Annotated in this window: 18 protein-coding genes and 1 pseudogene; 11 read left to right on the plus strand and 8 right to left on the minus strand. The window is 56.2% G+C overall.

The window, feature by feature from the left end; genetic code table 11:
• The first annotated feature begins 32 nt into the window (after positions 1-32).
• Positions 33-1,259: an MFS transporter gene (locus tag Q1B21_RS00620; RefSeq protein WP_298932349.1), complete on the plus strand. Its 1,227-nt coding sequence runs from the start codon at positions 33-35 to the stop codon at positions 1,257-1,259.
• On the opposite strand, the gene Q1B21_RS00625 is transcribed toward Q1B21_RS00620, so the two are convergent.
• Entirely contained in the window at positions 1,256-1,723 is a 468-nt protein-coding gene (locus Q1B21_RS00625) for a MarR family winged helix-turn-helix transcriptional regulator (protein ID WP_299884659.1), read from the minus strand. The two genes, Q1B21_RS00620 and Q1B21_RS00625, sit on opposite strands and share 4 nt — an antisense overlap.
• 74 nt (positions 1,724-1,797) lie before the next feature.
• Here Q1B21_RS00625 and Q1B21_RS00630 point away from each other — a divergent pair, with 74 nt between their 5' ends.
• On the plus strand, positions 1,798-2,019 hold the full coding sequence (locus tag Q1B21_RS00630; RefSeq protein ID WP_298932352.1) for a hexameric tyrosine-coordinated heme protein: 222 nt from the start codon (positions 1,798-1,800) through the stop codon (positions 2,017-2,019).
• A gap of 65 nt (positions 2,020-2,084) precedes the next feature.
• Here the strand turns inward: Q1B21_RS00630 and Q1B21_RS00635 are convergent, their stop codons facing one another.
• Entirely contained in the window at positions 2,085-3,755 is a 1,671-nt protein-coding gene (locus Q1B21_RS00635) for a flotillin domain-containing protein (RefSeq protein WP_299884662.1), read from the minus strand.
• A 34-nt stretch (positions 3,756-3,789) separates the two neighbouring features.
• Positions 3,790-4,506 carry an OB-fold-containig protein gene (locus Q1B21_RS00640; RefSeq protein ID WP_299884665.1) on the minus strand — a complete coding sequence of 239 codons (717 nt, stop codon included), beginning with the start codon at positions 4,504-4,506 and terminating at the stop codon, positions 3,790-3,792.
• A gap of 255 nt (positions 4,507-4,761) precedes the next feature.
• On the opposite strand from Q1B21_RS00640, the gene metG reads away from it, so the two are divergent.
• The 3 genes from metG to Q1B21_RS00655 all read left to right on the plus strand — a co-directional run bounded on the left by metG (position 4,762) and on the right by Q1B21_RS00655 (position 11,071).
• Complete coding sequence (gene metG, locus Q1B21_RS00645) at positions 4,762-6,480, plus strand: methionine--tRNA ligase (protein ID WP_299884668.1); 1,719 nt, start codon at positions 4,762-4,764, stop codon at positions 6,478-6,480.
• Positions 6,481-6,748: 268 nt separating this feature from the next.
• Entirely contained in the window at positions 6,749-7,930 is a 1,182-nt protein-coding gene (locus tag Q1B21_RS00650; RefSeq protein WP_299884671.1) for an efflux RND transporter periplasmic adaptor subunit, read from the plus strand.
• 3 nt (positions 7,931-7,933) lie between these two features.
• Positions 7,934-11,071: an efflux RND transporter permease subunit gene (locus Q1B21_RS00655; protein WP_299884674.1), complete on the plus strand. Its 3,138-nt coding sequence runs from the start codon at positions 7,934-7,936 to the stop codon at positions 11,069-11,071.
• A gap of 99 nt (positions 11,072-11,170) precedes the next feature.
• Here the strand turns inward: Q1B21_RS00655 and Q1B21_RS22340 are convergent, their stop codons facing one another.
• The 3 genes and pseudogenes from Q1B21_RS22340 to glpD all read right to left on the minus strand — a co-directional run bounded on the left by Q1B21_RS22340 (position 11,171) and on the right by glpD (position 13,533).
• Positions 11,171-11,521, minus strand: coding sequence for a DUF2087 domain-containing protein (locus Q1B21_RS22340; protein ID WP_366525391.1), 351 nt, complete (start codon positions 11,519-11,521; stop codon positions 11,171-11,173).
• Positions 11,511-11,579 (minus strand): annotated as a pseudogene (locus Q1B21_RS22345) (hypothetical protein); the annotation flags it as partial. The pseudogene Q1B21_RS22345 and the gene Q1B21_RS22340, both read right to left, overlap by 11 nt.
• A gap of 364 nt (positions 11,580-11,943) precedes the next feature.
• A complete protein-coding gene (glpD, locus tag Q1B21_RS00665) occupies positions 11,944-13,533 on the minus strand; it encodes a glycerol-3-phosphate dehydrogenase (RefSeq protein ID WP_299884680.1) in 1,590 nt (529 codons plus the stop codon).
• A 259-nt stretch (positions 13,534-13,792) separates the two neighbouring features.
• Here glpD and Q1B21_RS00670 point away from each other — a divergent pair, with 259 nt between their 5' ends.
• From Q1B21_RS00670 to Q1B21_RS00695, 6 genes are all read left to right on the plus strand, one after another.
• Positions 13,793-14,554 carry a DeoR/GlpR family DNA-binding transcription regulator gene (locus tag Q1B21_RS00670; protein WP_299884682.1) on the plus strand — a complete coding sequence of 254 codons (762 nt, stop codon included), beginning with the start codon at positions 13,793-13,795 and terminating at the stop codon, positions 14,552-14,554.
• A gap of 116 nt (positions 14,555-14,670) precedes the next feature.
• Complete coding sequence (locus tag Q1B21_RS00675) at positions 14,671-14,826, plus strand: DUF5993 family protein (RefSeq protein ID WP_298932371.1); 156 nt, start codon at positions 14,671-14,673, stop codon at positions 14,824-14,826.
• 9 nt (positions 14,827-14,835) lie between these two features.
• Complete coding sequence (locus tag Q1B21_RS00680) at positions 14,836-15,405, plus strand: disulfide bond formation protein B (protein WP_298932372.1); 570 nt, start codon at positions 14,836-14,838, stop codon at positions 15,403-15,405.
• A 34-nt stretch (positions 15,406-15,439) separates the two neighbouring features.
• Positions 15,440-15,796: a DUF3302 domain-containing protein gene (locus tag Q1B21_RS00685; RefSeq protein ID WP_298932374.1), complete on the plus strand. Its 357-nt coding sequence runs from the start codon at positions 15,440-15,442 to the stop codon at positions 15,794-15,796.
• A 21-nt stretch (positions 15,797-15,817) separates the two neighbouring features.
• Positions 15,818-16,963: an HlyD family secretion protein gene (locus tag Q1B21_RS00690; protein WP_299884686.1), complete on the plus strand. Its 1,146-nt coding sequence runs from the start codon at positions 15,818-15,820 to the stop codon at positions 16,961-16,963.
• Positions 16,964-16,974: 11 nt separating this feature from the next.
• Positions 16,975-18,537 carry an efflux transporter outer membrane subunit gene (locus Q1B21_RS00695; RefSeq protein ID WP_298932377.1) on the plus strand — a complete coding sequence of 521 codons (1,563 nt, stop codon included), beginning with the start codon at positions 16,975-16,977 and terminating at the stop codon, positions 18,535-18,537.
• A 3-nt stretch (positions 18,538-18,540) separates the two neighbouring features.
• Here Q1B21_RS00695 and mprF read toward each other — a convergent pair whose 3' ends face one another.
• Both mprF and Q1B21_RS00705 read right to left on the minus strand, forming a co-directional pair.
• The gene (gene mprF / locus Q1B21_RS00700) at positions 18,541-21,150 is read right to left on the minus strand and encodes a bifunctional lysylphosphatidylglycerol flippase/synthetase MprF (RefSeq protein ID WP_299884691.1); all 2,610 of its coding nucleotides are present in this window, start codon (positions 21,148-21,150) and stop codon (positions 18,541-18,543) included.
• 142 nt (positions 21,151-21,292) lie between these two features.
• Positions 21,293-21,721: an Lrp/AsnC family transcriptional regulator gene (locus Q1B21_RS00705; protein ID WP_298932381.1), complete on the minus strand. Its 429-nt coding sequence runs from the start codon at positions 21,719-21,721 to the stop codon at positions 21,293-21,295.
• Positions 21,722-21,794: the final 73 nt, after the last annotated feature.

The following is a 21,794-nucleotide window of genomic DNA, read 5'->3' on the forward strand; positions in this document are numbered from 1 at the left end:
TCTTGTGATGGCGTCGCCAATCTGGGACCACTATGCGCACGATCATTTCTTTTGCCGCCCTTTTTCTTTCCGTCATTCTGCTGCAGCTTTCGACAGGCGGCGTTGGGCCGCTGGATGCAATCTCGGGCATAACACTGAACTTCACGACCGAGCAGATAGGTATTCTGGGTTCGGCACATTTCCTAGGGTTTTTTATTGGATGCTGGTGGGCGCCCCGCCTGATGGGCAGTGTTGGGCATTCGCGCGCCTTTGCAGTCTGTACCGCGCTGGGCGCCATGGGGTTATTGGGCCACACCTTGACCGACAACCCGTATATCTGGGCCGCGCTGAGAATTGCGTCGGGTACATGTGTGGCCGGGTGTTACACGGTCATCGAGGCCTGGCTGAATGCCAAAGTCACTAATGAGACGCGCGGGCGCGCCATGGGCACCTATCGCATCGCGGATATGGGCGCGTCTTTGTGCGCACAGTTGATCATCGCTGTTCTGCCACCGGCCTCTTACGTTTCATACAACCTGTTAGCGATCCTGTGCTGCGCATCGCTTTTGCCACTTGCACTGACGCGGGCCAGCCAACCGAAAACACCCGACGCGCCTCGTCTGCGTCCGAAACTGGCCTGGCAAAGCTCTCCGTTGGCGGTTGCAGGCGTAATCGTGGCGGCGCTTAGCTCAGCCTCTTTCCGAATGGTTGGGCCGGTCTACGGACAAGGGGTCGGCCTGGGCGTGGATCAGATCGCCTTTTTCCTTGCTTCTTTCGTACTCGGCGGCGCGTTGGCGCAATACCCGTTGGGGTGGCTCGCAGACAAATACGACCGTCGCTGGGTTCTGATCTGGCTCTCTGCCGCCGCGGTGCTCAGTTGTGGTGTCACGATGGCGGCTAGCGGTGCTGGCACAATCGGAGTGATGCTGGCTGCCGGATTCTTTGGCTTGACGACATTCCCGATCTTTTCTGTCTCATCTGCGCATGCCAACGACTTTGCGACCACCGAGCAAAGGGTCGAGTTGTCTGCTGCATTGATGTTCTGGTACGCGTTAGGGGCAATCGCGTCGCCCTATGTCTCATCAACGTTGATCCAGCAATTCGGACCAAGCGCATTGTTTGCCTTTGTCGCGGTGGGTCATTTCGCACTGATCCTGTTCGGTTTGGCACGGATGCGATCACGCCCGACACCGGATGAACGCACAAATTATGTCTATGCCCCACGAACTTCGTTCACTATTGGGCGCCTGCTGAAACGGTCACGGGAACACGACGACTAGGCGCTTTGAAGCCCGTCCCTAAGCCGAAGCAGCAACTCTTGTAATCTCAATAGCTCAGCCTGGTCCAGTCCGGTGTCTTCAATCATGCAGGCGGTGATTCCAGGTGCTTCATTCCCAAGCGACGCCCCCTGATCTGTCAATGTAACATCAATCGCGCGCCCATCCGATTGGCTCCGCGTTCTAGTGACGTACCCCATGGTTTCCAACCGTTTGATCAAAGGGGTCATGGTGCTGGTTTCCATACCTAACTGTTGCGCCAGCTCATTTATGTTTTGCCCGTCCCTCTCCCATAGAAGGGTGAGCGTAATGTACTGAGGATAGGTCACCCCCAGCCGCTTCAGGTGCGGCGAGTAAGCACGATTGATCGCGTGCGACGCGGTGTAAACTCCAAAGCAGAATAGCTCGTTCGCTCGGGTCGGGATCTGGGTGATATCCAAATTCTTGGCTCCAAATATATCGTGCACGATATTATTCTTGACTTCCAATCTCGCCTCGTCAACTCTGCATTTAGGTCGCACACGATATAATGGAGGGCAAGATGTCCTGGCTACCCACACTCAAAACCGAAACACCTGAAGAGGGGTACGAGCTTGCCATCAAGCTTTCACGCATGGCCGTTAAACTGACGCAACCCGATGATGAGGCCCGAAACCGGATGCGCCCCGACTATGCAAACAACGCCGACAGCCTGATTGGCGCATCCCAGGTCGTAGCGGTTAATTTTCAGACAGTTTCAAAGGCCAATAACTTCTGGATGTGAGTTCGGGCATCTTTAGCAAGCCGCTGAATTGAAAAGGGCCGGGAAAACCCGGCCCTGTCTTCGTCTTAGTGATCTGTCCGCGGTTCTTCTTCGATCGCGTCCACGTTTTCGGGCTGATCTACAGTCGGCTCTAGTGCGCCGTTCACAACACCGCTGACACCATGCTCCATCGACAGACCCAGCTCTTCACCGAGCTTCTTGAGCGCGGGCATCTGAACGGCCATCCCCATGATGGAATCCAGCGCCTGATTGACCACTGGCTTGTCACCTGTTGACGCACTGCCCCCATTGGCGCCACCGATACCACCAACCTGATGGATCTTGATCGAGTCGATTTTCTCGGCAGGTTTGACCATCTCCGATATGATCGACGGCATGGCTTCAATCCGCGCCAGATCAACTTTCATGCGGATCTGATCCACTGACAGAGCATTTTCGGACTCGACAATCGCACGTTTACCTTCCGCTTCGGCTAACATGTCGTTCTTCTTGGCCTCAGCCCGAATGTTCAGCGCATCGGCTTCGGCCTGCGCCTCTTCGCGGCGGGCTTCGGCGCGGTCAACGGCGGCCTCTTTGTCGGCCTGCGCGGCCAGGCGGATCGCGGTCGCCTGACGTTCAGCTTCACGAGTTGCTTCAATCAGCACGATCTGCTTCTGACGCTCGGCTTCTGCCACCTGACGGGCGGTTGCCACTGCTTCGGTCGCTTTGGTCGCTTCGGCACGAGCCAAATCGGCAGAAGCACGCGCGCGGCTTTCCTCTTCGGATTTCTGCGCGATGATGATCTGGCGTTCCTGCTCGGCGACTTCCAACTCGCGCTCTTTCGAGATTTCGGCATCGCGGATCTTACGCTCACGCTCGATCTCTGCCGCACGGATGGCCTCTTCACGGGCGATGCGGGCGCGTTCGGTCTCACGCACCGAATCTTCGGTCCGGGCCGCTATCTCGGCCTCCTGCGCCACGCGCAGAGTCTCAACCTGCTGCGTCTGCTCAATGCGCGCCTGTTCTTCATCCTTTTCGATCAACAGCTTCTGACGCTGTGCTTCCATCGAAGCGCGGCGCACTTCAACCTCGGCATCGGCGTCAATCTGGGCGCGCTCTTTCTTCGAGGTCGCAATCACCTCGGCCAGCTTGCGCATACCAACTGCGTTAAAGGCGTTGTTCTCGTCGAGTGCTTCAAACGGTGTCTGGTCCAGGGCGGTGAGCGAGACGGATTCCAGCGACAGGCCGTTCTTCAGCAGGTCTTCGGACACTGCATTCTGCACCTCTTGCACAAAGTCAGCGCGGTTCTCGTGCAACCCGTCCATGGTCATCTGGGCAGCAACGGCACGCAGACCATCGATCAGCTTGCCTTCGATCATCTCGCGCAGTTGCTCGACATCAAATGTGCGATCACCCAACGTCTGGGCAGCGCGAGCGATACCCTCTTCGGTGGCCATCACGGAAACGTAGAACTCCACTCCTACATCGACACGCATCCGATCCTTGGTGATCAAGGCGGCCTCGTCACTGCGCTGCACTTCAAGGCGCAGGGTCTTCATGTTGACCGGGCTAACTTCATGCAGCAAAGGAACGATGATGACACCACCATCCATGATGACCTTCTTGCCGCCTGCGCCGGTTTTCACCAAGCTGACTTCGCGGGTGGCACGTCGATAGAGACGGCCAAGAACAAGGCCAATGAACAAGATTACCGCTAAAATAGTCACAACTGTGACGGCTAGGAATGTAAGTTCCATGCAAAATCCTCCAGGTTTGGGGTTTGAAATTTGGTTAGTCTGACAAGCCGACCAGAACGAACCGGTCGCGCCGTCGGTCGCGTAGAACCAGCACATCTGTGCCCTGATCCAGCGCATCCTTGTCCTGCAGCGGCTCGGCGCGCAGGTAGTGGGTATTGCCAAAGCGATCCATGACCCGAACCTCGGCCGGGCGGCCGCGTGACGCGGTGCCTTGGGTGATGACACCCCGGCGGCGGGCCAACATCCGCTCAGACATCGCCTCGGTCTCGGTCTTGGGCAGCAGGCGGGCAAAGACACCGCCAAAGCCACGGGCAAACCACAGGCCAAAGGCACCGGCTGGGATCACAGCCACCCAAGGCGGCAGATCAAAGCCCAGCACATCGCGCAGCGCCAGTTGCAGGCCAATACCCGACAGGCCGAAGCCCGCCAGCAGAACCACAAGCCAGATCATGATGGGTATCTTTCCAACACCCAACCACGCCATTGGACCCGCCGCAGAGGTATCGGGCACATCGCTTTCGACCTCTGCCAGTTCGAAATCGCCCAGATCGACATCCGGGTCGATATCCAGACCTAAATCACCAATGTCCAGATCGGGGGCATCCACCATATCCAGATCGATTTCCCCTTCGCCAGCTAGCAAGCTGCCACCCAAGACCAAAGCGATCAGTTCCACTGCCAAAAGGCCGAACAGAAGCGCAAGCGCCAGAGTAAAAGGCGCAAATGCACCCTCGAGTAGGAAGTCGAACATCAAGTATTAGCCCTCGCTTTTGTATACATTAGTATACATTCAATATGGGACGCCATAACGAGAATTCAAGAGGTTGTGAGGCGGCGCTCAACCTGCGGTTATTGAGAAGATCATGTCAGATACAATGCGAATTCCCGATTTTCCGTCTTTTTTCTGCTCGTAAGGTGCGAAAGTGACATCCATGCGACGGGCGGGCTTTTGCTGGCGGATTACATAAGGTAGACGGGCGCGCAGACAGATACGTGGAAACGCAATATGGCTCGGATTCTCATCACCTCGGCGATCCCTTACATCAACGGGATCAAACACCTCGGCAACCTGATCGGCTCGCAATTGCCGGCGGATCTGTATGCACGTTATCAGCGTGGCCGGGGGAATGAGGTGATGTTCCTGTGTGCCACAGATGAACACGGCACCCCGGCTGAGCTGGCCGCGGCCAAAGCCGAAAAGCCGATTGCTGAATACTGTGCCGAAATGCACGGCGTACAGTTGGACATCGCCAACCGCTTTGGGCTGAGCTTTGATCACTTTGGCCGCTCGTCCAGTGATCAGAACAAAAGGCTGACGCAACATTTCGCGGGAAAACTGGATGAAGCTGGTCTGATCCGCGAAGTAAGCGAAAAACAGGTCTACTCAAACACCGATGGGCGCTTTCTGCCCGACAGGTACATCGAAGGCACCTGCCCCAATTGCGGCTATGACCGCGCACGGGGCGATCAGTGCGAAAACTGCACCAAACAGTTGGACCCGACCGATTTGATCGATCCGCGTTCGGCCATTTCCGGCTCGACCGATCTTGAAGTGCGCGAGACCAAGCATCTGTACCTGCGCCAATCGGCGATGAAAGATCAGTTGGATGCTTGGATTGACAGCAAGGCCGATTGGCCGATCCTGACCACATCCATTGCCAAAAAGTGGCTGCATGACGGTGACGGGCTGCGGGACCGCGGCATCACCCGTGATCTGGACTGGGGTGTTCCGGTCAAAAAAGGAGATCAGGATTGGCCCGGGATGGAGGGCAAAGTCTTTTACGTCTGGTTCGATGCACCTATCGAATACATCGCCTGCGCCAAGGAATGGGCTGATTCCACTGGGAAACCCGACGCCGAGTGGGAACGCTGGTGGCGCACGGACAAAGGTGCCGACGACGTTCGCTATGTCCAGTTCATGGGCAAGGACAACGTACCGTTCCATACGCTTAGCTTCCCAGCCACCATTCTGGGGTCAGGCGAGCCTTGGAAGATGGTCGACCATCTGAAATCGTTCAACTACCTGAACTATGACGGCGGCCAGTTCTCGACCTCTCAGGGGCGCGGCGTGTTCATGGATCAAGCGTTGGAACTCCTGCCCGCTGACTACTGGCGCTGGTGGTTGCTGAGCCATGCGCCCGAAAGCAGCGATAGTGAATTCACCTGGGAGAACTTCCAGCAATCGGTGAACAAGGATTTGGCGGATGTTTTGGGCAACTTTGTCAGCCGCATCACCAAGTTCTGCCGATCCAAGTTTGGCGAAGCCGTGCCCGAGGGTGGCGTATATGGCGAGCGGGAAAATGCGCTGATTTTAGAATTGACGCGCCGCATCCGCGCCTATGAAGGCTTTATGGAGGCAATGGAAGTTCGCAAGTCGGCGCAAGAGCTGCGCGCTATTTGGGTGGCCGGAAACGAATACCTACAAGCCGCAGCTCCCTGGTCGACGTTTAAGGAAAACCCGGAACAAGCGGCAGCGCAGGTGCGTCTGGGTCTGAATCTAATCCGGCTATACGCTGTACTGAGCGCGCCGTTTATTCCAAACGCGTCTGCCCGGATGCTGAGTGCCATGAACACGCTCGCGACTGATTGGCCGGATGACGTTGAGGCTGCACTGAACGCGCTGCCTGCGGGTCACGCATTCACAGTGCCGGACGTACTGTTCGCCAAAATAACGGATGACCAACGCGAAGATTGGCAGGCCCGATTTGCAGGCACGCGCGGTTAAAATCCCGCCAAGTTGCGTCATGACAACGGAGGCCAAATCGGCCTCCGTTTTTTAGTTTGTTTTGCAGCATCCCCGCCCGTTGCTCAAAGCGCATCGACCTAAGTCAGCGAACTGACGAGATAATTTAGACTGCGCACCAGAAGCACTCGTACTCAAGAAGCTTGAGATATGGCAACAAAACCGCCATCCTGAGTCGGAATTCTATCGACTCGCCGCGGTGTCAGGTGTGCCCGGTCACTTAATCCTTAGTTTGAACGAGGCATTTTCCATGGCCCTTACACTTAAATCCGTTGACCTCAGCAATTGCGGACCCGCTTGGGCGATAGGCAAACAGTTTGCTTTGGTTTTCTGTCTGGCCATAGCGCAACCGTCTCTGGCGCAAGAAGGGCAAGGCGATGCAACGCCCCCCAAGGTTTCAATCGCGGCGGCCTATACGCAGGAAATCACGGATGAGGCGGTTTTCATTGGCCGTGCCGAAGCAATCGACAAGGTCGACATCGTCGCGCGGGTCAATGGGTTTCTGGATAGCCAGGATGTGGAAGACGGCGCTTTGGTCCAAAAGGACGACCTGTTGTTTACGATTGAGCCTGACCTCTACGAAGCCACGCTAGAGGCCCGCAAGGCTGATCTGGACCGCGCCGAAGCCAACCTTGAGCTGGCCAGGGTCGATTTGGCGCGAAAGGAAGAACTGTACAAACGCGATGCCACTCCAGAATCAGAACGTGACATCGCCCGTGCCAATGAGCTTGTCGCCGAGGCCGAAGTTAAAGCTGCCAAGGCTGCTATTCAACAGGCAGAGTTGGACCTGAGCTATACGCGAATTCAGGCACCATTCGCCGGGCGCATTGGTCGCGTGACCACGAGCGTTGGCGATGTTGTAGGGCCCAACAATCCCGCATTGGTCAATCTCGTCAGCGAAGCACCGATCTACGTCAACTTTTCCCTGAATGAAAAACAGTTCACATCGATCCTCGAAACTTTTAACGAGAATGCGGCGTCGCTGTCGGAAAGCGAACAAAGCCCCAACGTGCACGTAACACTGCCTAACGGAACCGATCTGGATGAAACCGGAAAAATAGTGTTTGTGGACAACCGCATCGATCCTTTAACCGGCGCGATAACCATGCGGGCCGAGTTCGACAATACCAAACGCCTGATCCTGGATGGTGCATTCCTGAGTGTTCACATCGAAGCGTTGGAGCCAACGCTGCAGGTTCTCATCCCGCAGGCGGCTTTACAGCGGGATCAACGGGGTGAATTCGTGCTGGTTGTCAATGACAAGCAGATGGTCGAACAGCGCTACATCACCACTGGCGACACAGTCGGCACGGCAATCATCGTTTTGGATGGGTTGCGCGAAGGTGAGAGTATCATTGTCGAGGGTCTGCAACGGGTACGCCCGGGCGTCGCCGTAGATGCGGTCGTCGCCTCTGAACAGCCGGGAGAATAACTGATGTTCTCAGCCCTGTTCATCAGCCGGCCCAAGCTGGCGCTTGTCATCTCGCTTGTCCTGACAATTTTGGGCGGTATCGGATATATGGTCCTTCCGGTGGCGCAGTTCCCGGACATTACCCCCCCGGTGGTCAGTGTAACGGCCACCTATACCGGCGCCAATGCCGAAACCGTTGAAAACACCGTTGCCGCCCCGATTGAGGCGCAGGTCAACGGTGTGGACGACATGATTTACATGACGTCCACGTCATCAGATAACGGGTCCTACTCGCTGAACGTCACCTTTGAGGTCGGCACAGATCCTGATATCGCTTCCGTAAACGTGCAAAACCGCGTCGCGCAAGCGACCTCCTCCCTGCCGACCGAAGTTACGTCCTCCGGTGTTGTCACGCAGAAATCTTCGACCAACATGCTGATGTTGGTCACACTGACCTCGCCCGAAGGCACCTATGACAGCGTTTTTCTATCGAACTACGCGTCGATCAATCTGCGCGATGCGCTGGCCCGTGTTCAGGGCGTTGGTAAGGCCGACGTTCTGACCAACTTGGAATACGCCATGCGGATCTGGATGGATCCCGATAAGATGGCGGCCCTGTCCATTACGCCCGGCGACGTAATCAACGCCATTCGCGAACAGAATATCGAGGTGTCCGCCGGCTCCATTGGGTCCCCCCCGGTGCCCGAGGGGCAAACATTTCAATACACGATCAAATCCAAAGGCCGCCTGACGTCGGCCGAAGAGTTTTCCAATATTGTGATCCGCACCGGCGAAGCCGGTGCTATCGTTCGCGTCAAGGACATCGCCAGAACCGAGTTAGGGGCCCAGTTCTATTCGGCGTCCGGATATTTTCAGGCCGTTCCGGCCACCGTGATCGGCATCTATCAGGCCCCTGGTGCCAATGCGCTGGCCGTGTCCGAGCGGGTTCAGACTGAGTTGGAGCGCCTGTCACGCTCTTTCCCTACTGATGTGGAATACGATGTGCCCTTCAACACCACGGACTTCGTCGAAGCCTCTTTGAACGATGTGGTGTCAACGCTGATCCTGACTTTCATTCTGGTGATCTCGGTCGTGTTTGTGTTCCTAGGCAGTTGGAGAGCGACAATCATTCCGGCAGTCGCAATCCCGGTCTCCCTGATCGGAACGTTCGCGTTCTTGCTGATGTTTGGCATGTCGTTGAACACGATTTCTCTGTTCGCGTTGGTGTTGGCTATCGGGATCGTGGTGGACGATGCCATCGTTGTTGTTGAAAACGTGGAACGCATCATTGCAGATGAAGGCCTTCCCCCGGCCGAGGCGACCCGAAAGGCAATGGGTCAGATCACAGGCCCCGTCATTGCAACCACCCTGGTTCTGCTGGCTGTGTTCGTTCCAGTGACCTTCATGCCCGGCATCACGGGGCGGCTTTATTCGCAGTTTGCCGTCACAATCTCGACCGCTGTCGTAATCTCGTCGATCAACGCGCTTACCCTTTCGCCTGCGCTCTGCGGCCTCGTGCTGCGCGCCCGGTCCGGCCCCCCCAAAGGAATTCTGGCCCTGTTCGAAAGGCTGATCGGCACGGTGCGCAGCGGCTATGTCGCCATTGTGCGCAAGCTGCTGATCATGCCAGTGATCGCACTGGGACTGATTGTGGCGCTGGGTATGGGCACCGGGACGATCATGTCCAACACATCAGCGGGTTTCATTCCGCTTGAGGACAACGGCTATCTGTTCGTGGATGTGCAGCTGCCTGACGCAGCGACCCTGGAACGCACGGAAACAGTTACCAAACGTGTGGACGAACAAATTCGCGAAATCCCCGGGGTCGCCAGCACCGTTCTGGTTAACGGCTTTTCGATGCTCAATGGCACCATCACCAACGGCGCAGCGATTTTCGTCAATCTCGACAACTGGAGCGAACGGCAGGAAGATGACCTGAGTGCCGACGCCATCCTTGCCAAGATCCTCGCCATCGCCAACGGCGAGTCAGCAGCGTCTATACTGGCCTTTAACCCGCCACCCATTCAGGGATTGGGCATGTCGGCTGGCGTTGAGATGGAGGTTCAGCAAACCGGTGGTGGAACGCCGCAAGATCTGGCCTCAGCGGTCGGGTCCTTTGTGTATGCGGCCAATCAACGACCTGAAATCGCACAGTCTTACACGACATTCCGCGCAAACGTTCCGCAGCTGTTCGTTGATCTGGACAGGGAAAAAGCCAAAACTCTGCAAGTGTCCGTCTCAGAGGTTTTCCAGACGATGCAGGCTCAGTTGGGATCGTATTATGTGAACGATTTCAACCTGTTTGGTCGGGTCTATCGCGTGATGATTCAGGCAGACGGGACATATCGCGACAATGTCGAAGACATCTCGAACCTCTATGTGCGATCCACCCAAGGTGACATGGTGCCGCTGGGCACGCTGATTGATGTAGAAAACGTGTTGGGGCCGGTTTTGCTGAAGCGCCACAACCTTTTCCGATCCGCCACGGTGACGGCGGTTCCGGCGCCAGGACTATCCAGCGGGGACGCGATCAATGTGATGACCGAGGAATCCGCGACCGCCCTGCCCCCGGGCTACGCGTTTGAGTGGACCGGAACGGCGCAGCAACAATTGGCATCGGGCAGCATTGTGATCGTGATTCTGGGGCTCGCCATTCTGTTCGGCTATTTGTTCCTGGTTGGCCAATATGAAAGCTGGTCGCTACCGGTGTCTATCCTGCTATCGGTCGTCGTCGCCTTGTTCGGCGCGGTTGCTGCGGTGGCGATCGTGGGCAGCGATATCAACCTGTATACTCAGATCGGGATGATCATGCTTGTGGGCCTTGCGTCCAAGAACGGCATTTTGATTGTCGAATTTGCGATGGAACAACGCGCCAAAGGCCTTTCTATCAAAGAGGCAGCGGCAGAAGCTGCCCAACAACGGTTCCGGGCCGTGATGATGACAGCATTGTCCTTCCTGCTGGGCGTTGTCCCGCTGTTGGCGGCAAACGGTGCTGGCGCGGCCAGTCAAAAAGCCATCGGTGTCGCCGTGTTTGGTGGCATGCTCGCGGCAACTCTGGTTGGCGTTATCCTAGTGCCGGTCCTGTACGCCCTTATGCAGGGGCTCAGAGAATGGCTGAAGGGCAACAAAAACGACCCGGGCACGCCAGAAGAAGCAACCTGATCACTATAGTGATCGAACAAAAAAAGCCCCGCAGATACTGCGGGGCTTTTTTACTTCTCAGAAACTGATTGGAAAGTTCTGGACCGCTAAGTGCGCGCCCTATGTAAGAACTGCGCCTTCGGTTCGGGCCCGTCGAAGGGACGTTACCGTGTGGATCAACATTTCCGCTTCTGCGGGCGGGGCTTGCTCAACTCGTTTGTAGTCGGTTCCGTCGTTTTTCCGTGTCAGAAGGCCGCAAGAAATCATGCTCCGCCGCAAGATCGCCGGATCGCCGAACATGTGTTCACGGTTAAGATGCGCATTCACATCGCGCTCGCGAAGCGCCTCACCGGCAGGCAAAGCGGCCCACAGCGCCCAGAGCGCAAGCGTTTGCACGGACCGTTTCGATGGCCACTGGCGTAGACGCCCATGTTTGTCGAACTGCAACAATGCACGTTCGACAGAACGCATGTCGACAGGGGGTTTGTGTCTTTGCACCTCCAACCGCCGTTGGGCTGCATTTGCAGATCGCATATGCTGAACATTTTGAAACCCGGCTGCCCGAGCGATCATATTCATCAGCGTCAGATGCGGCGGGCTCGCTTCGGCAAGTTGCCCGGACAAGGACTTGGTAAACGCCGTCAGATCATCTGCGTGCAGGGGTAAAGAAGTTTTGGTCATCGTGCATCCATCGCGGGCGCTTTGCTCAATCGTCGGTCGCTGGCTTAACGAAACAACGCCCTGGTAATTGCGATGCCGTTTGAGAATGAAGAGCAGGTTTAGCACTCTGGTTAAGAGCAGCGACGCCTCGGTGTCTGCCGACCGTGCCCGTTGGGTAGCACGACCGGAGACGAATTCAAAGCACCATTCAAACAGGACCTACAAAGCCCACGCTAAGCGGCGCTTTGGGTGTTTTGCCGTTCACCCATCCACTGGTCCAACCGGGCGATTTGATCCGCGGACAGGCGAAGCCCCAGCTTATTGCGACGCCAGACTACATCTTCCGCGTTGTGCGCATATTCCTTGTCCATCAGCCAAGTCACTTCGCGGGCACTCAGGGTCGCACCAAAATCCTCGCCCAGATCCGAAGCCTGATTGGCATCACCAAGCACCGCCCTGGCCTCGGTGCCATAGGCCCGGATCAGGCGTGCGGCCCAAGGTTGGCCGAGAAACGGGTAGTCAATCATCAGCCGAGCGATCTGATCCTGCACACCGGTCACCGGGAATTCACCGCCCGGCAGGGCAACGCCTGCCGTCCAGGGACCTGGCAAATTCGGGAAATGCTCGGCAACTTTCTCCAGCGCGCTTTCGGCCAAACGACGATAAGTTGTGATCTTGCCACCAAACACGTTCAGCACGGGCGCTCCGCCCTGCGCATCAACTTTCAAAGTATAGTCCCGCGTTGCCGCGGTGGCACTGCTGGCCCCGTCATCATACAGTGGGCGCACACCGGAATAGGTCCATACGACATCGTCTCGGGTCACCGGCTTCTGAAAGTACTTTGAGGCAAAGGCACACAGATAATCTTGCTCGGCTACCGTGCACAAAGGAGGAACAGATGGATCGGAATGATCCTGATCAGTCGTGCCAATCAGGGTAAAATCCTGCTCATACGGGATCGCGAAAATGATGCGGCCGTCTTCGCCCTGAAAGAAATAGCACTTGTCATGATCATAAAGCTTGGGCGTAACGATATGGCTGCCGCGCACCAAACGCACACCTTCACGAGAGTTCACGCGGATCTTGGTCTGAATGATGTCGCCCACCCATGGGCCACCCGCGTTGATCAACATCTTTGCCCGGATCAACCGGGTTTCGTCACTGTCTTTGTTCCGGATCGTGATATGCCACAGGTCGTCTACCCGCTCGGCCGAGCTGACCTCGGTCCGCACCATGATCTCTGCGCCCCGGGATTCCGCGTCCCGCGCGTTTAGAACAACCAGTCGCGAATCCTCGATCCAGCAATCGGAATACTCGTATGCTGTCTCAAACTTCTCCTGAAGGGGTTCGCCTTCGGGCGCTGTATCCAAGGTCAGTGAGGTCGTGCCCGGCAGGATCTTACGACCACCCAGGTGGTCATATAGGAACAATCCCAACCGGATCAGCCAAGCCGGACGACGCCCGCGCATCCACGGCATAACCGTGCTTAGCAGTTTTGACGTCGGCGTTTCAGCATCAAACCGCATGTCTTCGTGATAGGGCAGCACAAAGCGCATCGGCCAACTTATGTGGGGCATCGCGCGCAGTAGGGTTTCACGCTCGATCAGAGCCTCGCGCACAAGGCGGATTTCGAAGTATTCAAGGTACCGCAATCCGCCGTGGAACAGTTTGGTCGACGCGGACGACGTAGCGGACGCGAGGTCGTTCATTTCGGCCAGCATGACCGATAATCCGCGACCGGCTGCGTCCCTTGCGATACCGCACCCGTTAATCCCACCGCCGATGATGAACAGGTCTGTGATCTGGCTGTCTCGCTTGTCCATGGCAGGATGATCCTTTGTGTTTAAACTCGAGCGTGTTCGTTTAATGAACTTTTTCTTTCGTTTATATTCGTTCGCCAGCGAAGACAACACCAAAGCAGGGCATCCTTTGCAATATCAGATCAGGAAACGATTAAGTCATAGGTCGGGCCGACTAACGCGAGCATAGAAGACACTCACACTCACATCGAACAACGCGAGCCCTTGCAAATTTACCGAAAAAGAACAAAAACGAACAAATCGAAGATCACCGGAGCCGCTCATGTCGCTTTCTTTTCGCCAGTCCGACATTCTGAATATGGCCAAACAAAACGGCCGCGTGGCGGTCGACGATTTGGCCGCGAAGTTCGGCGTAACGGTCCAGACCATCCGCAGGGATCTGTCCGAACTGTCCGATATGGGCGAACTGGATCGGGTGCATGGCGGCGCGGTTCTGCGGTCAGGCGTTTCGAACATCGGGTATGAAGACCGCCGCAGCCTAAACGAAGGCGCCAAAACCCAGATTGCACGAATCTGTGCCGCGGAGATTCCGGACGGTGCATCGGTGTTCATGAATATAGGAACGTCGACAGAGGCTGTTGCACGCCAGCTATTGACCCACAAGAACCTCATGGTGGTGACCAACAACATGAATGTCGCCAATATTCTGGTCGAAAACCCAGAATGTGAGATCGTTGTCGCAGGTGGAATTCTACGCCGTTCGGATGGTGGACTGATCGGCAACCTAACCGTTTCGACCATCAGGCAGTTCAAATTCGACTATGCAATTGTAGGATGTTCCGCGCTGGATACTGATGGCGATCTCTTAGATTTCGATTTCCAGGAGGTCCTTGTCAGCCAAACCATTATCGAACAGGCGCGACGAACTTTGTTGGTTGCGGATCACTCAAAGTTCCAGCGCTCTGCCCCGGCGCGCATCGCGTCACTGCGTGACATCGACTTCTTCTACACAGATTCTCCACTGCCTGAGGATCTGGCCCGAAAGTTGGTGGAGTGGGATACAGCACTCCGCGTGTGTACATAAGCCTCATCACATTTCGCTAAAAACGCGAATTCCTCTCGGTATCCTTGCAAGACAAGGTCGAGCCTGACAGTATCCCTAAACATTGCGATCGTAGCACGGAATGGGAGAACCGGGCCATGATAGCGCTTTTATTTGCGTTACTTACAGCCACCATGGGGCTGAACTATTTCAAGATGACAACGGCTGCCAACACGCTGTTTTTCATCACGCTGGCGTTGAGTGTTTACTGGCTGAAGTTCCACGCGACCAGCCAACTGACCATACAGCTTTAGGTGGCCGTGATGACATCTGAATTGTCCAGAACCCTGAATGCCTTTGGAATGCTGGCTGTCAGCTTAGTACTGGTATTGGCATTTTTCTATCAATTGAAACTCTATGAATTGCCCTGCCCGCTTTGCCTGTTGCAGCGTGTTGGCTTCGTTGCCGTCGGTGTTGGTCTGGGCCTCAACCTGTTATACGGGCCACGCCCTCAGCATTATGCGATCATGTTGATCGCGGCGCTATATGGCGGCAGCGTTTCTGTGCGCCAGATTTTGCTGCATATCGTGCCGGGTACAGGGCACTATGGCTCACCCGTATTGGGCCTGCACTACTATACTTGGGCCGCGATCTGCTTTTTCCTGATCCTTCTGGGCACGTCAATCATGTTGATGTTTGATCGCCAATACGCAGACCGCACAGACGCAACGGAAAGGTTTGGCGGCAGCTTACTTGCAAAGGTGGCTTTCTTCATCATGCTGGGCCTGGCGGCACTGAACGCCGTCTCGACATTGATTGAATGCGGGCCTGGCATCTGCGCCGATCCACCGACCAGCTACAAATTGATTGACGAATTAGGCACCAACAACTGAGGATGGGACAACCGTCCTGAAACGAGGAACGCGCATGGGACTTTTGGGCCAGCCGCTGGGCTACTACGACTATCTGACATTTGTCGCACTGATCCTGCTTTTGGCGGCCGTGATGGGGCTGTTTCTGTTCATCATGGGTCTGCCCGGACGGATCGCGATCAAGCGCAACCACCCGCATGCCGAGGCCGTAAAGATAATGGGTTGGATGGGCTTTTTGGCCGTCGTGCCTTGGGTACATGCCTTTATGTGGGCGTTCCACGACGGCATGACCGTCGACATTCGCCGCCTGCCCGAGGACGAACGGGACGCCATCCGGAAAGAGATCGAACGGTTAGGCGGCACGGTCAAAGAAGAGTATCAGTCCCAGACCGACGAGACGCAGAAAAGCTAAGGCCGAAGGAAACAAAACACTATGTTCGTCGCACTCGGCATTACGCTTTTTTACATCATTTTCGTCTGGTTCATTTTCTTCAAGGCGCAATGGCTGAAATTCAACATCACCTGGGGGATTGTTTCGTTCTGGGTCGGCGCGCATTTGCTGCTGATCTTTCTGGTCGCGCTGCGGTTTTTCCAGCCCTTCTCCGTCGACAGCCATGTGGTGCGCTCAACAATCCAGATCGTGCCAAAATTGACCCAGCCGACAATTCTGACCGAAGTGCTGGTGGAACCAAACACACAAGTCACCAAGGGCGATCCACTGTATCGCTTTGACGACACGATCTTCTCGCTTGCGGTCGACAACGCCAATGCCCAGTTGGTTGCGGCGGAACAAAATGCCAAGATTCTTGAACAGGACGTGATCGCCTCGACAGAATCGGTCGAACGGGCAAATGCGCAGCTTGCTTACGCCCTGACGCAAAAAGCGCGTTACGAAAACCTGGTCCCTGCGGGCGGTGCGCGGCAGGACGAACTGGATCGCTGGAATGAGCAAGTCACCGAGGATCAGGCATCGGTCAAACAAGCCGAAGCAAATCTTCAGAAAGCACAGCTGGCTTTGGAATCGCAAATTGACGGAGTCAACACAGGTATCCTTCAGGCACAAGCCCAGTTGGCCGAGGCCGAGTACTTCCTGGAAAATACGACCATCTATGCCCCCGAGAACGGCATGATCGTTTCGCAACAGGCACGCCCCGGATTGGTTGTAGGAGACGTCCGGTTGGGTGCCATTGCCAGCTTTGTGACCGAAGACAGCCCCTATATTCTGGCGACGTTTCGACAGCAGAACCTAAAATTTGTTGAACCGGGGCAAGAGGTTGAGGTGGCTTTGGACCTATACCCGGGCGAAATTCTGCCCGGCAAGGTCGAGGCGATCTGGTGGGCCACCCGCCAGGGGCAGTATCTGCCATCAGGCCGCCTGCCCGGTTTTGAGCTGCCAAAGCTGCCTGGCCGGATCGCGGTTCAGATCACCGTAGATGTCCCCGAAGAACACACATTCCCTGCAGGTGGCCATGCGGCGGTCGCGATTTACACCGGCCAGGGTAAAACCTTTGAGTTTCTGCGACGCATCAACATCCGCCTCTACTCATTCGCCAACTTCATCCGACCGCTGGATATTTAAGGACACGCATCATGACACGGGCCAAATCCTTTCGCAGATTGATGGGGACTGCCCTTTGCGCCGCCGCGCTTGTTGCGTGCACCCCTGTCGGCCCCGATTTCGTCCAGCCGAATTCGCCCGTCGTCAAACAGTGGATCGAGGTGAACAGCCCCAGTGTCGGCCAAAGCGGGCTGACTTCGCGCAGTGCACCGGTAGTCAAATGGTGGGAGACGTTCAACGATCCGACCCTGAACAAGCTGATCGCCGAAGCTTATGCGCAAAACCTGACTTTGCAGGTGGCTGGTGCCCGTGTGCTGCAGGCGCGCGCGCAACTGGGCATCGCATTCGGAGAGCTCTACCCTCAGTCACAAGCGATCGGCGGATCGCTGGAACGGCGACAGATCAGCGATAACCTTGCCCCTGTCGCAGACATCAACCGGATCATCCCATTGGATACCGAGTTTTCCACGTCGCAGGTTGGATTTGATGCGCAGTGGGAACTGGATGTCTGGGGCGCACAGCGGCGCGGTGTTCAAGCTGCCCGGTCGAACCTGGCCTTGCAGGTAGCCAATTATGACGACGCGCTGGTCACACTGACCGGCGATGTAGCAGCCCTGTACGTCAATATAAGGGCCTTGCAGGAGTCGCTGTTCGTTGCCCGCGACAACATCAAGCTGCAACAGGAATCCGCAGACCTGACCCAGCTTCGTTTTGACAATGGTGTCACGACCGAGCTGGACGTGCAGGAATCCAAGGCGCTGTTGAACAATACCAAAGCTCTGGTGCCCGAGTTGGAAAGCGATTTGCAGCAAACCAAGAACGCATTGGCAGTTCTGCTGGGTGCCACCCCATCACGTATGACCAGTTTGCTGGGCAACTCGGGACGGATTCCATCGGCCCGGTCCAATGTCTCGGTGGGTGTTCCAGCCGAGTTGCTGCGCCGGCGTCCAGATGTGCGCGCGGCTGAGTTGGCCGCTGCCACGCAATCGGCACAGGTCGGGATCGCCATGGCGGACCTGTATCCGCAGTTTGTGCTGTCTGGATCTATCGGCTTGCAGGCCTCGGGCGGACGCGACCTGTTCAGCTCAAACAGCACCACCGGGCTAGCAAGCGCGGGCGTTGTTTGGAACGTGTTGAACTACGGGCGGATCAAGAACAATGTGCGCGCGCAAGACGCCGCCTATCAAGCGCTGATCGCCAATTACCAGAACACCGTTCTAACAGCCTATTCCGAGGTTGAAAGCGCCATGGTTGCCTATGCCCAAGCGCTCAAACAGGTCGGATTCTATCAACAGAGCGTGGACGCGTCGCGTAAGGCCGCTGACATTGCCGTCAGTCAGTACAGGGATGGGATCGCCAGCTATTCGCGCATCCTGAACACACAAACTGCTCTTTTGCGGTCGCAGGCCAATCTGATCCAGGCGCGCCAACAGGTCTCGAGCAATCTGGTCGCAGTTTACAAAGGCTTGGGTGGCGGCTGGCAGATCCGTCAAAATCAGGAATTCCTGCCCGAAACGGTGTTGGCTGAAATGGCATATCGGACCGACTGGGGGGACCTGCTGGAACAGGCCCCAACACGCGCCAGCCTGAACTGACAGCTATTTCGTCAGTCCGCGCAACCCGCCCGAGATCAGAATGTTTACCTCATACAGAATCCGCGGTGCCGCAAGACCGCCGGGGCTGGCTAAGTAATTTGGGCTCCATTCCGGGTCGAATTTTTGCTTGAACGATCGCAGCCCTTCGAAGTGATAGAACTGCTCACCATGTTCATAGACGAACCCACCGATCTTGTTCCAAATCGACGCAAGCTGACGGTTTTCGATCCCCGAGAAAGGCGCCGCGCCCAATGAGAACCAGTGAAATCCCTGCTCGGCCCCCCATGCCATCATTTCTGCAAAAAGCGCATCCATGACAAAGCTGGGGCTGTCAGGCTCATACCGCATAAGATCCAGCGAAAGCTCGGATTTATTGCCGCCCTGGAACAGATTGGCAAAGGCCATGATCTTGCCTGTTTCGCCATCTCTCAGCACTGCATGGTCGAAGTAAGACAGGTAATCGTCGTCGAACCCGCCTAGGGCGAACCCCTTCTCGGCCCCGGCCTTCTTTTCCAACCAGCGATCTGAAATCTGACGCAGTTCCGGCAGCACAGGCGCAAGTTCTTCCTTGGGTATAATCTCGAACACATACCCTTCTCGCTCGGCCCGGTTCTTGGCTTGCCTAAACCGCTTGCGGGGCTTTCCATCCAACGAGAAATCTTCCAATGGCACGCGCGCGACCTCTCCGATTTTCAGGATCGAAAGGCCAAGATCCAGAAACGTGGGCAGGTACTTGGTCGAAACACTGTAGAATGCACAGAGCTTCCCTTCACGGTCTGCCATCTCACGCAATTGCCAGATCAGCTGCTGTCCAGCCGTTTCATCTCCAACAGGTTCACCTTTTGAGATAATGGCGTTTCCAGTATCGGCATATGCGATAAAGGCAGACTCGTCCGGCGATATCAGAAACTGCTTGTCACCCGTCAGGGAAATTTGGGACTCGGTGTCCTCACTTTCCATAGCAAGCTTTTCAACCGCCTCGGGGATGCCGACGCGCGCTGGCGCAGGGATTTCACGACCAAAGAGTGAGGTCACCGCGACGACGCCAAGGATGACAGCCACCACAAGGCTGGACCGCAGAAAGCGTGATGCATCGCCGTTCCACGCAAACTCCCACCACAAGGCGTTTTGATACTGAACATGAGAATAGGCAAACAGGCCGACCCAGAAGATGACCGCCAGCAAGGCGATAACGCTGACCAGCCACGGGACGTTCAGCCTAAAGATCGACGCACCGCTGACGCGGTAAAATGCACCTCGGAACGTGGCAAGTAGCGCAATCGTACCCAACATGCTGATCGCTTCGTGAGTGTCCAAACCTTTGGCCAAGGAGGCCACGAAGCCCGCCACCATCAGCAGCATGGCGACAGCCCATGCGCGATAGAGTTTGCGGAACAAGCCGCGCGACACCAGGATGAGCAAAACGCCCACGACGCTGCCGGCCAGATGCGACGCCTCGACAAAGGACAGGGGCAGAAACTCGCGCAAGACGCCCAGGTTCTGGCTATCGGATGGTAATGCACCCGAGACCAGCAGGATCACACCGGCGATAGCCGCCACGCCTGCTGCAACCATTGGCACGATCGGTCGGATAACGCGATAGACCCATGTCGCCGCCCCGCCGATCCGGCGGCGTTGGGTCAGGGCCGAAGCCACACCGATGGACACGCTGGCAATTCCAAAGGGTAGGAAGGTGTAAACTACACGGTACAGCAGTAGCGCAGCGATCACGTCAGACCGGCCCGACGCACCGAGACCGGCAATCAGTGTCGCCTCGAATACACCTATACCGCCGGGTGCATGGCTTAGGATTCCGACAGCAATCGCCGCCACGTAGACTGTAAAGAAATACGGAAATCCGACGCCCAGATCATCTGGCATCAGAACGTACAGCGCCATGGATGCACCAAACAGGTCACCAAGCGCGGCCAGTGTCAGTAGGCTGGCTAGTCTGCCTCCGGGTAGATCAAACCCGACCCCGGCAAAAGCCAACCGGCGCCCACCGCTGGATAACCAGATGAACAAAACCACCAAGCCGGCCAGCATGGAAAGCCCGATGATAGTTTCGGTCGTTTCGCTGATTGGCATCACCTTGGAAATTCCTTCAGGGTGCAGCGTCAGCAGCACACCCAAAATCAGAACCAATCCCATCCAGAAGGCGACCCAGGACGTGGCAATCACCCCGGCCACACGCCCCAGATCCAGCCCTAGCGATGCGTAGATCCGATACCGTATCGCAGTTCCAGTGATGTACGAAAACCCGAGGCAGTTGGAGACTGCGTACCCACTTGCACCCGCCATACCGGCTACAGGCAATGGCACCTTGCCACCTGCAACGCTTTGAACCGCAAAGACGTCATAAAAAGACAGAGAAACAAAGCTGAATGCGGTCCAGCAAAGGGCGAAGAACATCAACTTCCATGAGGTTGCCGCAATGTCGGTTTGCACATCTGACCATTTCACATGCGCAGACAGATCATGCAAAATCGTCAACGCCATGAGTGTGACAAAAACCGGTATCGCGATCCGTACCCAAGGCTTTTCAATAAGCGCCGCGAGCTTTTCCGCCCAGTTCTTAGCGTTGGAGTCTGCGCCTTGATCTTGCGTCGTCATGCTTAAACCACCCACTCGAACCTTTGTCGCCCGTAACATTCGCGCCTGCCGATCTGCAGACGAGGCTTACGTCACCCTCATTGAAATTCTGTCACGATTTCCTTCAAACTCAAAGCATTACAAGAACCCTGAGCGACCAGGTCTAAAACCGGCCCTTGCGTGTTGAAAGCAACAGGTTCGTTTCGGATCGGTTTATGCCTTCCATCCGTCGGATTTGAAACAGCACTTCGTCAAGCTCTGCCAGAGTTTCCGTGCCGATCTCGGCGATAAGATCCCAGCTTCCGTTTGTCGAATGCACCGCGCGGACCTGCCGCATAGCTGCAATTCTGGCCATGGTTCTTTCCGTGCCTCGACCTTCGATTTCCAACATCATCAGACCACGCACAGGGCTTTGCGCCACATCACGGCGGGTCAGAACGGTAAAGCCAACAATCTCACCCGATTGCTTCAATCGTTGCAGCCTGCTGCGCACCGTCGTCCGGGTCACACCAAGGATTTCGGCAAGCTCGGACAAAGATGCCCGGGCATCTCTGTGTAGGGCGCTCAGCAAGCGAGTGTCCAAATCGTCCATATTTCGTTCCCATTTCGGATTTCTTGTTTTCATTTTGAACAATTTGCTTTCTTCACGCAAGACGCATCGACAG

The sequence above is a fragment of the uncultured Ruegeria sp. genome (assembly GCF_947504215.1).
GTDB lineage: Bacteria > Pseudomonadota > Alphaproteobacteria > Rhodobacterales > Rhodobacteraceae > Ruegeria.

What these genes read in the sequence shown, in the direction of transcription:
- Q1B21_RS00705 (WP_298932381.1), bottom strand. Translation starts at nt 21,721, where the DNA reads ATGGACGATTTGGACACTCGCTTGCTGAGCGCCCTACACAGAGATGCC.
- mprF (WP_299884691.1), bottom strand. Translation starts at nt 21,150, where the DNA reads ATGACGACGCAAGATCAAGGCGCAGACTCCAACGCTAAGAACTGGGCG.
- Q1B21_RS00670 (WP_299884682.1), top strand. Translation starts at nt 13,793, where the DNA reads ATGTCGCTTTCTTTTCGCCAGTCCGACATTCTGAATATGGCCAAACAA.
- Q1B21_RS00685 (WP_298932374.1), top strand. Translation starts at nt 15,440, where the DNA reads ATGGGACTTTTGGGCCAGCCGCTGGGCTACTACGACTATCTGACATTT.
- Q1B21_RS00675 (WP_298932371.1), top strand. Translation starts at nt 14,671, where the DNA reads ATGATAGCGCTTTTATTTGCGTTACTTACAGCCACCATGGGGCTGAAC.
- Q1B21_RS00630 (WP_298932352.1), top strand. Translation starts at nt 1,798, where the DNA reads ATGTCCTGGCTACCCACACTCAAAACCGAAACACCTGAAGAGGGGTAC.
- Q1B21_RS00655 (WP_299884674.1), top strand. Translation starts at nt 7,934, where the DNA reads ATGTTCTCAGCCCTGTTCATCAGCCGGCCCAAGCTGGCGCTTGTCATC.
- Q1B21_RS00695 (WP_298932377.1), top strand. Translation starts at nt 16,975, where the DNA reads ATGACACGGGCCAAATCCTTTCGCAGATTGATGGGGACTGCCCTTTGC.
- metG (WP_299884668.1), top strand. Translation starts at nt 4,762, where the DNA reads ATGGCTCGGATTCTCATCACCTCGGCGATCCCTTACATCAACGGGATC.
- Q1B21_RS22340 (WP_366525391.1), bottom strand. Translation starts at nt 11,521, where the DNA reads ATGCGTTCTGTCGAACGTGCATTGTTGCAGTTCGACAAACATGGGCGT.
- Q1B21_RS00690 (WP_299884686.1), top strand. Translation starts at nt 15,818, where the DNA reads ATGTTCGTCGCACTCGGCATTACGCTTTTTTACATCATTTTCGTCTGG.
- glpD (WP_299884680.1), bottom strand. Translation starts at nt 13,533, where the DNA reads ATGGACAAGCGAGACAGCCAGATCACAGACCTGTTCATCATCGGCGGT.
- Q1B21_RS00635 (WP_299884662.1), bottom strand. Translation starts at nt 3,755, where the DNA reads ATGGAACTTACATTCCTAGCCGTCACAGTTGTGACTATTTTAGCGGTA.
- Q1B21_RS00640 (WP_299884665.1), bottom strand. Translation starts at nt 4,506, where the DNA reads ATGTTCGACTTCCTACTCGAGGGTGCATTTGCGCCTTTTACTCTGGCG.
- Q1B21_RS00680 (WP_298932372.1), top strand. Translation starts at nt 14,836, where the DNA reads ATGACATCTGAATTGTCCAGAACCCTGAATGCCTTTGGAATGCTGGCT.
- Q1B21_RS00650 (WP_299884671.1), top strand. Translation starts at nt 6,749, where the DNA reads ATGGCCCTTACACTTAAATCCGTTGACCTCAGCAATTGCGGACCCGCT.
- Q1B21_RS00620 (WP_298932349.1), top strand. Translation starts at nt 33, where the DNA reads ATGCGCACGATCATTTCTTTTGCCGCCCTTTTTCTTTCCGTCATTCTG.